Annotated in this window: 16 protein-coding genes and 1 tRNA gene; 7 read left to right on the top strand and 10 right to left on the bottom strand. The window is 65.1% G+C overall.

Going from position 1 to position 12,816, the window contains the following annotated elements:
• Nucleotides 1-186: 186 nt before the first annotated feature.
• Nucleotides 187-261, bottom strand: a tRNA-Val gene (locus LK535_RS10195).
• A gap of 48 nt (nt 262-309) precedes the next feature.
• Nucleotides 310-687: a cell cycle two-component system response regulator CpdR gene (cpdR, locus tag LK535_RS10190; RefSeq protein WP_227771794.1), complete on the bottom strand. Its 378-nt coding sequence runs from the start codon at nt 685-687 to the stop codon at nt 310-312.
• Between the two features lie 120 nt (nt 688-807).
• Between cpdR and LK535_RS10185 the strand changes: the two genes are divergently transcribed.
• Complete coding sequence (locus LK535_RS10185; protein WP_227771793.1) at nt 808-1,641, top strand: N-formylglutamate amidohydrolase; 834 nt, start codon at nt 808-810, stop codon at nt 1,639-1,641.
• A 317-nt stretch (nt 1,642-1,958) separates the two neighbouring features.
• Here LK535_RS10185 and LK535_RS10180 read toward each other — a convergent pair whose 3' ends face one another.
• Nucleotides 1,959-2,732: a SapC family protein gene (locus tag LK535_RS10180; RefSeq protein ID WP_227771792.1), complete on the bottom strand. Its 774-nt coding sequence runs from the start codon at nt 2,730-2,732 to the stop codon at nt 1,959-1,961.
• A 55-nt stretch (nt 2,733-2,787) separates the two neighbouring features.
• Nucleotides 2,788-4,236, bottom strand: a complete 1,449-nt coding sequence (locus LK535_RS10175) for an FAD-binding oxidoreductase (protein WP_227771791.1) — start codon at nt 4,234-4,236, stop codon at nt 2,788-2,790.
• Nucleotides 4,237-4,302: 66 nt separating this feature from the next.
• Between LK535_RS10175 and LK535_RS10170 the strand changes: the two genes are divergently transcribed.
• From LK535_RS10170 to LK535_RS10160, 3 genes are all read left to right on the top strand, one after another.
• A complete protein-coding gene (locus tag LK535_RS10170) occupies nt 4,303-4,746 on the top strand; it encodes a hypothetical protein (RefSeq protein ID WP_227771790.1) in 444 nt (147 codons plus the stop codon).
• A 108-nt stretch (nt 4,747-4,854) separates the two neighbouring features.
• Complete coding sequence (locus LK535_RS10165; protein ID WP_227771789.1) at nt 4,855-6,180, top strand: DEAD/DEAH box helicase; 1,326 nt, start codon at nt 4,855-4,857, stop codon at nt 6,178-6,180.
• Between the two features lie 2 nt (nt 6,181-6,182).
• On the top strand, nt 6,183-6,653 hold the full coding sequence (locus LK535_RS10160) for an NUDIX domain-containing protein (RefSeq protein WP_227771788.1): 471 nt from the start codon (nt 6,183-6,185) through the stop codon (nt 6,651-6,653).
• 49 nt (nt 6,654-6,702) lie between these two features.
• On the opposite strand, the gene LK535_RS10155 is transcribed toward LK535_RS10160, so the two are convergent.
• The 3 genes from LK535_RS10155 to LK535_RS10145 form a co-directional block, all read right to left on the bottom strand.
• Nucleotides 6,703-7,509, bottom strand: a complete 807-nt coding sequence (locus LK535_RS10155) for an energy transducer TonB (RefSeq protein ID WP_227771787.1) — start codon at nt 7,507-7,509, stop codon at nt 6,703-6,705.
• A 64-nt stretch (nt 7,510-7,573) separates the two neighbouring features.
• On the bottom strand, nt 7,574-8,188 hold the full coding sequence (locus tag LK535_RS10150; RefSeq protein ID WP_227771786.1) for a glutathione S-transferase family protein: 615 nt from the start codon (nt 8,186-8,188) through the stop codon (nt 7,574-7,576).
• Nucleotides 8,189-8,234: 46 nt separating this feature from the next.
• Nucleotides 8,235-9,116 (bottom strand): dienelactone hydrolase family protein, encoded by an 882-nt coding sequence (locus LK535_RS10145; RefSeq protein ID WP_227771785.1) that lies wholly within the window; start codon nt 9,114-9,116, stop codon nt 8,235-8,237.
• 209 nt (nt 9,117-9,325) lie between these two features.
• Between LK535_RS10145 and LK535_RS10140 the strand changes: the two genes are divergently transcribed.
• Nucleotides 9,326-9,709, top strand: a complete 384-nt coding sequence (locus tag LK535_RS10140; protein ID WP_227771784.1) for a PRC-barrel domain-containing protein — start codon at nt 9,326-9,328, stop codon at nt 9,707-9,709.
• 19 nt (nt 9,710-9,728) lie between these two features.
• Here the strand turns inward: LK535_RS10140 and LK535_RS10135 are convergent, their stop codons facing one another.
• Genes LK535_RS10135 through LK535_RS10125 form a run of 3 tightly spaced genes read right to left on the bottom strand, consistent with a single transcriptional unit; the run spans nt 9,729 to nt 11,904 of the window.
• Nucleotides 9,729-10,184: a GNAT family N-acetyltransferase gene (locus LK535_RS10135; protein ID WP_227771783.1), complete on the bottom strand. Its 456-nt coding sequence runs from the start codon at nt 10,182-10,184 to the stop codon at nt 9,729-9,731.
• The gene (locus LK535_RS10130; RefSeq protein WP_227771782.1) at nt 10,184-11,308 is read right to left on the bottom strand and encodes a M14-type cytosolic carboxypeptidase; all 1,125 of its coding nucleotides are present in this window, start codon (nt 11,306-11,308) and stop codon (nt 10,184-10,186) included. The genes LK535_RS10135 and LK535_RS10130 overlap by 1 nt, the downstream gene beginning before the upstream one ends.
• On the bottom strand, nt 11,305-11,904 hold the full coding sequence (locus LK535_RS10125) for a DUF4136 domain-containing protein (protein ID WP_227771781.1): 600 nt from the start codon (nt 11,902-11,904) through the stop codon (nt 11,305-11,307). Before LK535_RS10125 ends, LK535_RS10130 begins: the two co-directional genes overlap by 4 nt.
• Nucleotides 11,905-12,037: 133 nt before the next feature.
• On the opposite strand from LK535_RS10125, the gene ykgO reads away from it, so the two are divergent.
• Both ykgO and LK535_RS10115 read left to right on the top strand, forming a co-directional pair.
• Entirely contained in the window at nt 12,038-12,163 is a 126-nt protein-coding gene (gene ykgO, locus LK535_RS10120) for a type B 50S ribosomal protein L36 (RefSeq protein ID WP_003046794.1), read from the top strand.
• 5 nt (nt 12,164-12,168) lie between these two features.
• Nucleotides 12,169-12,780 carry an HAD family hydrolase gene (locus tag LK535_RS10115; protein WP_227771780.1) on the top strand — a complete coding sequence of 204 codons (612 nt, stop codon included), beginning with the start codon at nt 12,169-12,171 and terminating at the stop codon, nt 12,778-12,780.
• Nucleotides 12,781-12,816: the final 36 nt, after the last annotated feature.

The raw sequence follows: 12,816 nt of genomic DNA, 5'->3' as shown, positions 1-12,816 counted from the left end.
TGCCCCTCTTCCCTCAGAGGTGCCTTGCGGGGACTGTGAGCGCCAAGGGCACCCGGGATCGGCTGCATCCGCCCATCACACGCTCGCGCACTGGTGACCTGCCGAGCATCACGGCGTGCTCAATGGCTTCCACGAAAACCCCAAATCAAAAACCCCACCAGCCCGTTGGGATGGTGGGGCTTTAGATGGTGGGCGTGGCAAGGATTGAACTTGCGACCCCTGCGATGTCAACACAGTGCTCTACCACTGAGCTACACGCCCTCCGGGAGCGGCGCCATTAGCCGGGCTGCGGAACCGGCGCAAGCCCGTTTAGTGTAATTCCTGAAATTCTCCGATCTCGAACATGCGATCCACTTCCATCACGAGGTCGCGCAGGTGGAACGGCTTGGAGAGCACGCGCGCCTGGGGCATTGCCTTGCCGGCCTTCAGCGTCACGGCGGCAAAGCCGGTGATGAACATGACGCGCAGCTTGGGACGCAGTTCGCCAGCGCGCTGCGCAAGTTCGATCCCGTCCATCTCCGGCATGACGATATCCGTCAGCAGAAGATCGAACTCTTCCTCTTCGATCAGGGGCAGGGCGGCCGTTCCACGGTCAACAGCAGTCACCGCATAGCCGGACTTCTCCAGCGCGCGCGCGAGATACTCGCGCATCACCTGGTCGTCCTCCGCCAGCAAGATTCGGATCATTCGTGGGTCCTTGCGATCAGCCACCAGCATATGCGGAAATCCTTTAACGTTTTCCAGCCGATGACGGTGATTGCTGTATCGCATTGCGACAGGGGGACTTACTCCATAGGCTGATGGGCGATGCAATTGTCCTTTGACGCGGTCGGCGAGCTGCCTCCAGCCAGCCCGGTGGTGCTGTCGGTGCCGCACGCCGGGCGGGACTATCCGCTGCCGCTGCACGATGCCCTTAGGGTACCGCTGACCGCGCTGACGGTTCTGGAGGACCGATTCGTGGATCAGCTCGCGCTGGCCGCCCGGCGGGACGAGACAGCGATCGTCCAACGGGTGGCCCGGGCATGGATCGACCTTAATCGTGCGGAGCATGATCGCGATCCGCGATTGGATGACGGCGCACCGGCCGGGCACCTAAGTGCCAAGGTCCGCAGCGGCCTTGGCCTTGTGCCGCGCCGTACGACCGCCTCGGGCGAGTTGTGGCGGCGGCGTCTGGAGGGTGATGAAGTCGTCGCCCGCATCGCGTCGGTGCATCGGCCGTATCATGAGGCACTGGCGGCGGCCCTGACGGCGGCAAAGGCAAGGTTCGGCGTTGCGGTCCTGCTGGATATTCATTCCATGCCGCCCATCGCTGGCAGCCGCACGCGCATTGTCATCGGCGACCGCTTCGGGCGATCCGCGTCGCATCGCTTTGTCCGGCGGATGGAGGCGGCGATTGCGGCCAGGCAGCACGAGTACAGCCTGAACGTGCCTTATGCCGGCGGCTATATCCTGGAGCGCCACGGCAATCCGCGGCAGCATATTCACGCCATTCAGCTCGAGATCGATCGGTCGCTCTATCTGGACGGGCGCCTTGATCGTCCGGGCACCGGCTTCGGCCATATCGCCGCCCTCGTGCGAAACATCATCGACGGGCTGGAGGAAGAAGCGCTGGACCAGTCCACGGCGCTTGCCGCGGAATAAAAAAACCACCTCGGGCGAGGCCCGAGGTGGCCAAGGTTCAGGGAGGAGACACACCGTGAGGTGTGCCATACGGTTCCGCGAAAGGGGGGACACGGAAACCGTACCTGCATAACGTAATGTACCGGCGGGTGGTTTCAACCCTTGGACGGGAAAGCGAGAATTTTCGTCGACAAGCCGTCGCGGGAGCTCACCCGAGGACGTCGGCACCCCGATCCCACGAGCCGAAAAACGGGCGGCAGCCAACACAGCAGAAGGGCGCCACTCCGTCCGATGCCGGAGTGGCGCCCTCGCTGACCATGATGTTGTTTAGGACGCCGTCAGGCGCTGAGCGTCGGCTGCGGCATCTTGCCGAGGCTGACCTGGCGCGCGAACACTTCGCGCATCAGCGACAGCGAGAAGAGGTGGGCATAGAGCAGCGGGAGCATGCCGCTCTTGGTCATCTTGCGCAGCTGATCGCCGCGCAGATCCTGAAGCTTCTCTTCGTTGATCATCTGGAAGCCGCGATACACGAACGGCTGTTCATAGCCCTCGTGCTGGATCGAGACTTCGCCGTCCATCAGAAGCTCGGTCTCACGCAGCTCGTTCATGAACTGGGCGGTACGGGCGCCGGCCTGCTCGAACTGTTCGTTGAAGGCGAGAATGTTCTTGGTGACTTCGCTCGGCTGACCGTTCTCGAACAGCGGCTGACCCTCGTCGAACTGGCCGATCGTGTCCGACGTCGGATCGAAGCAGAGCGAGAGCTCCTGCGCGTCCGGACGCAGACGCGCCAGCAGATAGGGATAGCGGCGGATGTAAGCGGGGACGTAGAAATTATCCTCGACCAGCTTGCCATCGGCATCGACGAAGACGTTCACGCCCTCGTTCAGGCCCATCAGCGCGATTGGCACCGAATCCTCGCCGGCCGAAAAGACGATCGGCATGTAACGCTGCACCAGCGCAAATTCGTCGATGGTGATCGGAATCGCATGCTGGGTCGCCAGAAACGGCGCCGACTGGGCAGGGCGGATCTTATAGTCGGCGTGCAACTCGCTAGAGAGCGGCTCAAGGCCGTTGTAGAAAAGCGGAAGTTGCTGCTGCGGCGCGCTGGCCATCAAATCTCTCCAGATACGGACAAGGAGCGGCGCCCGCCGCCCGAACCCGCGCGCACTATTCGTCCGCGGCGCTTGGCGCAAGCGTGACGAGTTTGCCGGGATTGAAGATACCGGCGGGATCGAGTGCACCTTTGATCGCGCGCAACGCAGCCATTCGCGGCGGCGGAGAGAGCCGCTCCAGCTCGTGAAGCTTCATCTGGCCGATGCCATGCTCTGCGGAGATCGAGCCGCCGGCCGCAACGACAAGATCATCGACAAATCGCGTCACAATGGGTGCTTCTTCGGCAAGCCACCGGGTGCGATCGGCGCCGGCGGGGGCGCGGACGTGAAAGTGCACGTTACCGTCGCCCAGATGCCCGAAGCCGCTGGCGCGGGTGCCGGGAAAACGGGCGTCGCAAGCAGCGGCAGCCTCGATGAGGAAGCGGGGCATGGCTTCGACCGGAACCGAAATGTCGTGCTGCGCGGCAGGCCCAGTGGCGCGCTCCGCATCCGAGATCGAATCGCGGATGCGCCAGAATGCGTCAGCCTGCGCCTCGTTGGCGGCGATCGCTGCGTCGGCAACGATGCCGTCCCCGATGGCGGATTGGAGGACGTGCTCGACAAAGGCGGCAGGGGCAGGAGCGGCAGGGTCGCTTGCCACCGCCTCCACCAGCACGTGCCAGGGGTGGGCGCCCGCTAGCGGCGCGCGCGTTCCCGGGATGTGCGTGAGCACGGCCTGGAGGGATTCCGACGGAAGCAATTCGAAGCTTTCCACCGCATTGCCCGCTGCCTCGAAGCGACGCAGAAGCTGTAGCGCGGCCTCAGGTGTGGCGAGGCCGATCCAGGCCACCGCGCGCGCGGTGATCGCCGGCGCCAGGCGGAGCGTGGCCGCGGTGATGATCCCCAGGGTTCCTTCTGCGCCGATCAGAAGCTGGTTCAAGTCATAGCCGCGGTTGTCCTTCTTAAGCGCAGCCAAACCTTCATAAAGGCTGCCGTCGCTGAGAACCGCCTCGACGCCGGCAACGAGGCCGCGCATCGTTCCCCAGCGCAGCACCTGCGTGCCACCCGCATTGGTGGAGACCAGCCCCCCGATCGTTGCCGAGCCGCGACTGCCCAGCGTCAGTGGAAAGCGGCGCTCCTCCGCCGCGACTGCGTCGTGCAAATCGGACAGGATCACGCCCGCCTCGGCAATGGCGAGACCTCCGTCGCGATCAATCGATCGTATGCGGTTGAGCCGCCGCAGTGAGAGGATGACGGATTCACCGGATTCAGGCGGCGTGGCGCCACCCACCATCGACGTGTTGCCCCCCTGCGCCACGAGCGGCACGCCCTCGCTGGTCGCACCCGCGACGATTGATTGCACCTCCGCCACCGTCGCGGGTTCGAACAGGATCGGCGCATGGCCATGCCAGCGGCCGCGCCAATCCGTCTCCCACGGTGCAATCGCGTCCCGATCCGTGACGATGGCGCGCGCCGAAAGGCGCGGTGCAAGCGAGTTCAGCAGGCGGATCTGTTGCGGAGTCATCGCCACATGATTGCCGCAATTCATCAACGGTTCAAATTGTTCGGGGCAGCGCGGGCGTCTCTGACGATGCACAAGTCCGCCCGCCCGATCCTTCCGCTGCTGCTTGCCGCGCCGCTTGCGATCTCCGCCAGCGAGCCGGAGGTCCGTTATGCGCAGCTTTCCGTCCGGGAGCGGATCGTGATCCGGATCCCGCGCTTGCCTGTGGCATCACGCCGCCAGCAAGCATCCCCGGTCGTGTGGGAAGAGAAGAAGGCGCCCAAGTGCGTGCCAGCCAACGTGCTGGCCAGCGCGATCATTTCACCCAAAGGCGACGTGGATCTGATCGCGACCGACGGGCGCCGGCTGCGCGCGAAGTTGGACGATGATTGCCCTTCCTTGAACTTCTACAGCGGCTTTTATGTAAAGCGGTCCAAGGACGGGATGGTCTGCGCACGCCGCGACGCCTTGCGCACACGATCTGGCGGAAGATGCGAAATTGCGCGTTTCCGCACCCTTGTAGAGAAGAAATAGTCGCAAAAAGCGGCTTGAAGTGCCGTTTACCTTGACAACAGAGGCGCAATCGCGTCTCGCCCGGCTCGTAAAAGGGCCGCATCGACGCGCCTTCTTTTCAGGATTGCCATGAGCTTCGCCGACCTCGGCCTTTCAGAAGAACTCCTCCGCGCCGTTGGCGACACCGGCTACACGGACCCGACGCCGATCCAGGCCTCCGCCATTCCGAGCGTGCTGATGATGCGGGACATCATCGGGATTGCGCAAACGGGAACGGGCAAGACGGCATCGTTCGTGCTGCCGATGATCGACATCCTCGCGCATGGCCGTGCCCGCGCACTGATGCCGCGAAGCCTGATCCTGGAGCCCACGCGCGAACTGGCCGCCCAGGTCGCCGAGAACTTCGAGATCTACGGCAAGTATCACAAGCTATCCATGGCGCTGCTGATCGGCGGCGTTCAGATGGGCGACCAGGTCAAGGCGCTGGAAAAGGGGGTGGACGTCCTGATCGCGACGCCCGGACGCCTCATGGACCTGTTCAGCCGCGGCAAGATCCTGCTCAACGGCTGCAGCATGCTGGTGATCGACGAAGCGGATCGCATGCTCGACATGGGGTTCATTCCCGACATCGAGGAAATCTGCACGAAGCTGCCCAAGCAGCGGCAGACGCTGCTGTTCTCGGCGACCATGCCGCCGCCGATCAAGAAGCTCGCTGACAAATTCCTCAGCAATCCCAAGACCATCGAGGTAGCACGGCCAGCCACCACCAACATCAACATCGCCCAGTGGGTGGTGCCGGTGAAGGGGCAGGCGTTCGAGAAGCGCCAGACGTTGCGGCACCTGCTGCGTGAGGAAGCGGTCAGCACCGCTATCATCTTCTGCAACCGGAAGACCACGGTACGAGAGCTCAACAAGAGCCTGAAGAAGCACGGTTTCGCGGCGGGCGAAATCCACGGCGACATGGAACAGCCGGCGCGGCTTGCCGAACTTGACCGGTTCAAGAAGGGCGAGATCAACATTCTGGTCGCGTCGGACGTCGCGGCACGTGGGCTCGACATCAAGGGTGTGAGCCACGTCTTCAACTTCGATGCGCCCTGGCATCCGGACGATTACGTGCACCGTATCGGTCGCACCGGCCGCGGCGGCGCCACCGGGATTGCCTACACGCTGGTCGCGCCAGACGACGCCGAGAATATCGAGAATATCGAGAAGCTTACCGGTCAGAAGATCGACCGGCGCGAGATCACCGTCGCGGAAGAGCCCAAGCCGGAGCGGCCGCGGCGAGCCAAGCCGGAAGAGCGCGCGCCGCGGCGTGAGCGTGAGCGGAGCGCCGATGGCGATCGCGGACGCGAACGGGATGATCATCGTCGACGCCGCGACCCGGTCGAGGGCGGCTCCGACGAGGGTTGGAACGGCCCGATCCCGGCCTTCCTGAGCGTTTCCATCGGCGCCTGACCGTGGTTGCCTGGCGCTATCGGATCGCCGGGCGTGCCATGCGGCTGTATTGGAAGCTGGTGCAACCGCGTACGTTTGGCGTGCGTGCCCTTCTCGTCGACCCCGCCGGCCGAATTGCCCTGGTGCGACATCAATATGTCGCCGGCTGGTATCTGCCGGGCGGCGGCGTCGACAAGCGCGAGAGCGCCGAGGCCGCGATCCGGCGCGAGTTGCTGGAAGAGGTGGGGCTTGCCGAGGTGACGCTCCGCCGGGTCCACGGCGTGTACCACAACCGGGTGGAGGGGAAGGACGACCATGTGGTCGTCTTCCTGTGCGATGTCGCCGATCCGGACGCGATCACAATCGCAGATCCCCGCGAGATCGCTGAAGTGGGTTGGTTCGCATGTGACCAGCTGCCGCCCGGCACGTCCCCCGCGACCCGGCGGCGGATCACCGAGCACCTGCAGGAGCGACAGGGCTGGGGCGAGTGGTGAAGCGCCCGCACTGAAGCGCCGAGGACCGGCGATCGAGTAGGTTCGTCAGCTACCAAAGGCGCAAGCGGCGCTTCCTTGTTGTTTCGACCACTTCAACCGTGTCGGCCTCAACTTCCCAGGTGTGATTCTCTACGATCCAGGCAGCAACTGGTCGTCCCTGGCTGTCGCGGGACGGACGAAATCGGAATCGCTCCCGGATCAGACGGCAGGTGATGTTATCGATTTCCGCGTTGCCGCTCGAGTGGGTGACCTGGCAGCTTGGCACCCGTCCGTTTGTGGCCACCATGTAGCGAACGCCGACGGTGCCGTTGAAGCCAGTGGCAAAAAGCGACTCGGGAAGATCCGAGGTGCTCATGCGACCCCGCATTAACTCGGGGCCTGTTTCGTCGCCGTCGCCGCCGCTGCCGTCACCGTTGCCGCTCCCACCGCTGCCGAAACCATCGCCGACACCGCCCGCGCCGGTGCCCGGGCCGCGGACGGGCGCAGAGCCGGAGGTGGGGTCATGCGCGACATAGGGGGTGAGCGTCGTGATCACTGTCGGGGGCGGAGGCGAAATGACGACGACTGGCTTTGGTGCCGCCACCTCGGTTGCGCGGCTACGAATGTTCCGGGCGGACGCCCGACCCTCCGCCCGGCTCTTGGCAGCGCGCTGCTCCGGCTCGGTACGGGGCCGGGGGGGTGGCGGCACCGGCTCTGCGGAGAAGAGCTTGATCGTGTCCTGAACGGTGTTGGGGAAGCGAACGGCAAGGCCAGTGATCAGGGCATAGCCGACGAGGGCTTGCACCATGATCGCGGCCCCCGCCGCGAGCAGGCGCTCGCGCGTCCAGCGGGGGCGGGTGATCGCAGCATAGGCCATGCCCTGCTAAACGCACAAACGCGCTTAACGGCTGCTGGCTGAAGTACCCGCGGGCGGGGAGGCCCTAGCCGGTGGCGCCGGCGATCAGGGCGTCGTCGATCTCCCGCGCTCGCACCGCGGCTGGGCGATCCATGAGGCGGGCAAGGTAGCGATCGAATTCCTCGCAGTTTGGCAGGGAGCCGAACTGTAGGCCCCAGCTGATATGACTGCCAACATAGACGTCCGCAGCGGTGAACCGCTCACCGGCGATGTAAGTATCTGCGCTGACCGCACCTTTCAGCGCCTGGACCACGCGATCGAGACTGCCATAGCCTACCATGCCCTGTTGCTCGGCAGTGGGTGCGACGCCCAGGGCGCGATCCGTTGTGGCCGCCTCCAGTGGTCCGGCGGCAAAGAACATCCAGCGGTAATAAGCTGCGCGCTGCGCTGGGGCCGGGGCGAGTTCGGCGTCCGGGAACGCATCGGCAAGATAGGCGATGATCGCGCCGGCCTCCGTGACGACCTGACCGCGATGGATGATCGTGGGCACTTTGGCCATGGGATTGGCGGCCAAGAAATCGGCTGGCTTGTCCGTCCAATCGACCAGCCGGGTTTCATAGGGCGCGCCGACTTCCTCCAGCATCCACCGCGCAATGCGGCCGCGGGACATGGGATTGGTGTAGAAAATCAGGTCGCTCATCGTGGTTCTCCCGGTGTGTATCGGAGAGGGTCGGGGGAGTTCGGCCTCAGGCGTCCAGGTGGCGATGGAGGAAGGTGGTCGTGCGGCCCCAGGCAAGGTCGGCCGCAGCCTTGTTGTAACGGGCGGTCGACGTGTCATTGTTGAAGGCGTGGTCGACACCCGGATAGGTGAAAGCCTCCACCGGTTTGCCGGCGGCCTTCAGCGCAGCGACCCAAGGTTCGCCGGTCTGAGCGACGCGCGCGTCGGTGCCGGCATAGTGGAGCATCAGCGGCACATTGACCCGCGCGGCCTCCGACGGGGCTGGCGCGGGGCCGTAATAAGAGACACCGGCATCGATGCCGCCAGCCACCGCCATGCGGTTCACGAAGGCGCCGCCCCAGCAGAAACCGATCATGCCGACCTTGCCGGATGCCTGCGGCATGGCGCGCGCCTTGTCGGCGAAGGCGCGGGCCTGGGCGAGCGCGAGATCATAATCCACCGTGCCGATCAGCTCGCGCGCCTTGTCCTCGTCGGCGGGCGTGCCACCTTGGGGCGCAAGCAGGTCGGGGGCGATCGCCAGAAAGCCGTCCAGCGCGACTCGGCGAGCCACATCCTGGATGTGCGGGGTCAGGCCGCGGTTTTCGTGGATGACGAGGACGACGCCGCGGCGCGCAGGCTTCGCGGCACTCTTGAGTGCGGCATAATAAGCGCGGGCCGGACGCCCAGCCTCCGTCCCGTCGCGCATACCGGCTTCAAGCCGCTTGTCGGCCGGGTCGATGATGGCTGCCGCCACTGGCGAAGCGGCGATGCTGGCAATCAGCGCCTCCGCCGCCACGGCCGAGCCCGCCAGCGCCGTCATCTGGCGCAGCAGCGTGCGCCGATCACGATGCTCGTGCGTGAAGGCGTCGTAGAGCTGAACAGCGCGGTTACGCAGCGAAGGATCGGCCACATCTCTCTCCCGATTCGCCTCTAGGGCATGGTGCGACAGGCTAATCCGGGGCTGGCGGCGCGCATAGTCGCTGCGCGCCGTCCCCCGGCGCCGACTTCGGCGGCGGGAGTGGTGGAACGAACGGAAATGGGGCATAATGACGCACGGCGGAGATCCGCCAACAGGCGGGCCGCCGCAGACCGGGTTGTGGGGGGCAGAGGAGGCTTGCCATGACACAGACCAACATCGCGGCCGCGACCACTCAAAACCATCGCGACGGGGCGCATCGCCTGATTTCATCCAATCGGATTCAGGGAACCCCTGTGTACGACCGCCGGGCCGAAAAGATCGGCTCGATCCACTCGCTGATGATCGACAAGCACAGCGGACAGGTGGAAAATGCGGTGCTTACCTTTGGCGGTTTTCTGGGCTTCGGTTCACGGGCCTATCCGCTGCCGTGGTCGATGCTGACCTATGCGAAGGATCTGGAGGGTTTCTATCTCGAGCTGACACGGGAGGATATCGAGGCAGCGCCCTATATGACGCTCGACCAGGCCGATCGGCCACAATTGTCCAAGGAGCCGGCCTATCGGCACTGGGATGAATATCTGTGACGTTCCGTGACGGCCCGCGTCACAACGCGAGCGTCATGAAGCGGTTGTGCGGGCTTTCGGGATAGCCGCCGAACACGGGGCCATCCACGAAGCCCGCCGCTTCGTACATCCGATTGGCTGGCCCGAACATCGCCGCGGTGCCGGTTTCCAGGCTCACCCGCCGATAGCCGCGGCTGCGGGCGAGCGACACGAGTTGCGCCAGAATCGCCCGGCCGACGCCGCGACGCAGGTGCCCCGGCGCGGTACGCATGGATTTGATCTCCCCATGATCGCGCGACAGTTCGCGAAGGGCGCCGATGCCGAGCAGTTCCTCGCCGTCCCAAGCGCACCAGAAGCTGATGTCGGGGCGGCGCAAGCTCTCCGCACCCATGGCGTGGGCATTTTCCTGCGGCGTGGTGGCGCGTGCCTCCGCCTGATGGTGTGCGACGAGGGCGATCACTCGTGGGTCGTCAAGACCACCCTCGCGCACTTCCATCACAGCTCCCCGATCATCTCGCTGAGCACTTCCAGGCAGGACACGCCCAAGCGCGCGGAGCGCTCCGGCGACCAGGCAAACGCCGGATCCGGGTTCGCATCATGGTCCTTGAACGGCATTTCGAGCGTCACGCTGACCGCGCCGAACCGTTCGGCAAGCTGATTGGTCGACATCGACAGATTGGCGCGGCCGGGCTGCGAGCGCTCATAGCCAAGCTCCGTCTGGAAATCCGGCGTGTGTGCCGCCAGCCGGCGGCCGAATTCGGTGAACAGCTCGCCCCGTCGCTCGGTCCAGGACGGCACGCCTTCGAAGCCGGCGATGAAATTCGCCGCGATCGCCTCGTCACCATGAACGTCCATGGCGAAGACGACGCCGGTTTCGTCCATGGCATTGCGCACGCAAAGCACTTCCGGACTGCGTTCCGGCGTCGGGCTGTGCCATTCGCGGTTGAGGTTCACACCCGCCGCATTGGTACGCAGATGGCCGCGGCGCGTGCCGTCCGGATTCATGTTCGGGACGACATGGACGGTAGCTGCCTGAAGCAAGGGGGCGGCGGCCGGGCTGGTGAGCCAATCGAGCGCGCCTTCCATCCACCATTCGGCCATCGATTCGCCGGGATGCTGACGGGCATAGAGCCAGACCGACTTCGGACCGGTGCCGATATCGAAGCAATCGATCGCCTGCCCGTCGAGCGTGGTGCCCAGCTCGCGATGGCGGACGCCCGGGCGCGTCGCGATGCGGGCGATCAGATCCGCATGCTGTTCCATCGTATAGGGCGCAAAATAGGCGAACCAGACAATTGATGCCTCACCGGAGGACGGGTCACCGGCCCAATCGAATTCGAGCACGCCATCGGCATAGCGCGTATCGACGGTGCGCCACGTCTTGCGATCGGTAGAGGCGCGCGTCCGATAGCCCGGCCAGCCGAACGGATAAGCCGAGCCGCCGGCATTAAGGATGCGGAACGTCAGCCGGCGACCTGCCGCGCCGGCGACGCGAAAGTAGAACCACTGGTAGAAATCGGATTGGTGATCCGTGACGATTTCCAGGTCGACACGGTCACCATCGATCGCGATCAGGCGGATGTTGCCGCTGTCAAACGCGGCGTTGATGCTGAGATTCATTGCACCTCGATAGTGCGACCGCTTTCGCCGGGAAAGCCGCTGAAGAGCGCGCGGGCGAGCCGGGAGGCCACTGCGCCGGTGTCCGCGTCCGGGGCGCTGAGGTCAGTCAGCGATTGTGCCTGCCCTTCCCACACGGCGTCTGCACCGTGGCGAATGCGGACCGACAATTCGGTGACGACGCCTTCACCGGCGCCCGAGCCGCCGACCGGGAAGCTGACGCCGCCGCCGAGGCCGACGCCGCCGCCACGACCGCCGCTGATGCCGCCGCCGCCGAGCCCGATCGACACGGGCGAGCGTCGCGGTGGCAGCGCCCGGGGTGCGCGGCTGAAGGAAACGGTGGCCAGGAAGTCGGGCGCAGCGCCGGGCGCCGGATTCGTATAGCCCAGCCGCAGCAATTCCGTCTGAACGGCGGCGGCATAGGTCTTGTACTCAAGGCTGGCGGTGCCCGTGCCCGTCAGCGGCTCCACGGCGATGGTGCCGCGATCGGTCATGGCGTTGAAATGATAGCGAGTCGCCTGCACGGGAAAACGCGACGGCCCGGTAGCGCAGCCCGCCAGGGCCGCCGCCATGCCGATGACGATCAAAATGCGACCCATGATTCTTCTCCCCTGCAGTCGTTACGGTGAATCAACGCTTCTCTCTGTTGGCGGCTCCATCTTGACTTGCAAGGGGGCTGCCACTAGGCGCGCACCCTTTCCGATCACGCATAATCATAGAAGCGAATCCGCCATGAAGATCCGCAACAGCCTCAAGTCGCTCAAGGACCGCCACCGCGACAATCGCGTCATCCGTCGTCGCGGCCGGACCTACGTCATCAACAAGACGAATCGTCGCTTCAAGGCTCGCCAGGGCTAATCTTGATGCGGCCGATTGCCGTTGTCTTCGACATCGGCAACGTCCTGTACGATTGGGACCCCCGGGTCCTTTACCGGCGCCTCATCACCGATGATGAGGCGCTGGACGTATTTCTGCGCGATGTCTGCTCCAAGGAGTGGCATTTCCAGCATGACGCCGGCCGTCCCTTTGCGGAGACGTCGGCGGAGCTGTCTGCGCGCTTTCCGCAGCACGCGCATCTGATCGCCGAATGGGGCCCGCGGTTCTCGGAACAGATTCCGGGGCCGGTGACAGGCATGCCCGAAGTGGTCGCCCAGCTGGACGAGGCTGGCGTGCCGTTGTTTGCGATCACCAACTTCAGCGATGAATTCTTTGCGCCCTTCCGTGCGCAGGAAGCAGCCATGTTCGACCGGTTCCGCGATATCGTGGTGTCGGGAGCGGAGCGGCTGGTGAAGCCGGACGCCGCCATTTACCGCCTCGCGCTCGATCGGTTCGGCTTGAAGCCGGAAGAGGCGCTGTTCGTCGACGACCGGCACGACAATGTTGCCGGGGCACAGGCAGTGGGGATGCAGGCGGTGCCCTTTATCGACGCCGCAACGCTGCGGGCCGATCTCAGCCGCTTCGGCCTGTTGAACTAAGCCGGCGCGGCCGCGTGCCGCGCGCCCGCGGCTGCT

The organism is Sphingomonas sp. IC4-52, assembly GCF_020707225.1.
GTDB lineage: Bacteria > Pseudomonadota > Alphaproteobacteria > Sphingomonadales > Sphingomonadaceae > Sphingomonas.
The sequence above is the reverse complement of the archived record's forward strand: the minus strand, read 5'-3'. Positions and strand labels throughout refer to the sequence as shown.

What these genes read in the sequence shown, in the direction of transcription:
- LK535_RS10185 (WP_227771793.1), top strand. Translation starts at nt 808, where the DNA reads ATGCAATTGTCCTTTGACGCGGTCGGCGAGCTGCCTCCAGCCAGCCCG.
- LK535_RS10175 (WP_227771791.1), bottom strand. Translation starts at nt 4,236, where the DNA reads ATGACTCCGCAACAGATCCGCCTGCTGAACTCGCTTGCACCGCGCCTT.
- LK535_RS10125 (WP_227771781.1), bottom strand. Translation starts at nt 11,904, where the DNA reads ATGGGTCGCATTTTGATCGTCATCGGCATGGCGGCGGCCCTGGCGGGC.
- LK535_RS10115 (WP_227771780.1), top strand. Translation starts at nt 12,169, where the DNA reads ATGCGGCCGATTGCCGTTGTCTTCGACATCGGCAACGTCCTGTACGAT.
- LK535_RS10140 (WP_227771784.1), top strand. Translation starts at nt 9,326, where the DNA reads ATGACACAGACCAACATCGCGGCCGCGACCACTCAAAACCATCGCGAC.
- LK535_RS10130 (WP_227771782.1), bottom strand. Translation starts at nt 11,308, where the DNA reads ATGAATCTCAGCATCAACGCCGCGTTTGACAGCGGCAACATCCGCCTG.
- LK535_RS10170 (WP_227771790.1), top strand. Translation starts at nt 4,303, where the DNA reads ATGCACAAGTCCGCCCGCCCGATCCTTCCGCTGCTGCTTGCCGCGCCG.
- LK535_RS10180 (WP_227771792.1), bottom strand. Translation starts at nt 2,732, where the DNA reads ATGGCCAGCGCGCCGCAGCAGCAACTTCCGCTTTTCTACAACGGCCTT.
- LK535_RS10165 (WP_227771789.1), top strand. Translation starts at nt 4,855, where the DNA reads ATGAGCTTCGCCGACCTCGGCCTTTCAGAAGAACTCCTCCGCGCCGTT.
- cpdR (WP_227771794.1), bottom strand. Translation starts at nt 687, where the DNA reads ATGATCCGAATCTTGCTGGCGGAGGACGACCAGGTGATGCGCGAGTAT.
- ykgO (WP_003046794.1), top strand. Translation starts at nt 12,038, where the DNA reads ATGAAGATCCGCAACAGCCTCAAGTCGCTCAAGGACCGCCACCGCGAC.
- LK535_RS10155 (WP_227771787.1), bottom strand. Translation starts at nt 7,509, where the DNA reads ATGGCCTATGCTGCGATCACCCGCCCCCGCTGGACGCGCGAGCGCCTG.
- LK535_RS10150 (WP_227771786.1), bottom strand. Translation starts at nt 8,188, where the DNA reads ATGAGCGACCTGATTTTCTACACCAATCCCATGTCCCGCGGCCGCATT.
- LK535_RS10135 (WP_227771783.1), bottom strand. Translation starts at nt 10,184, where the DNA reads ATGGAAGTGCGCGAGGGTGGTCTTGACGACCCACGAGTGATCGCCCTC.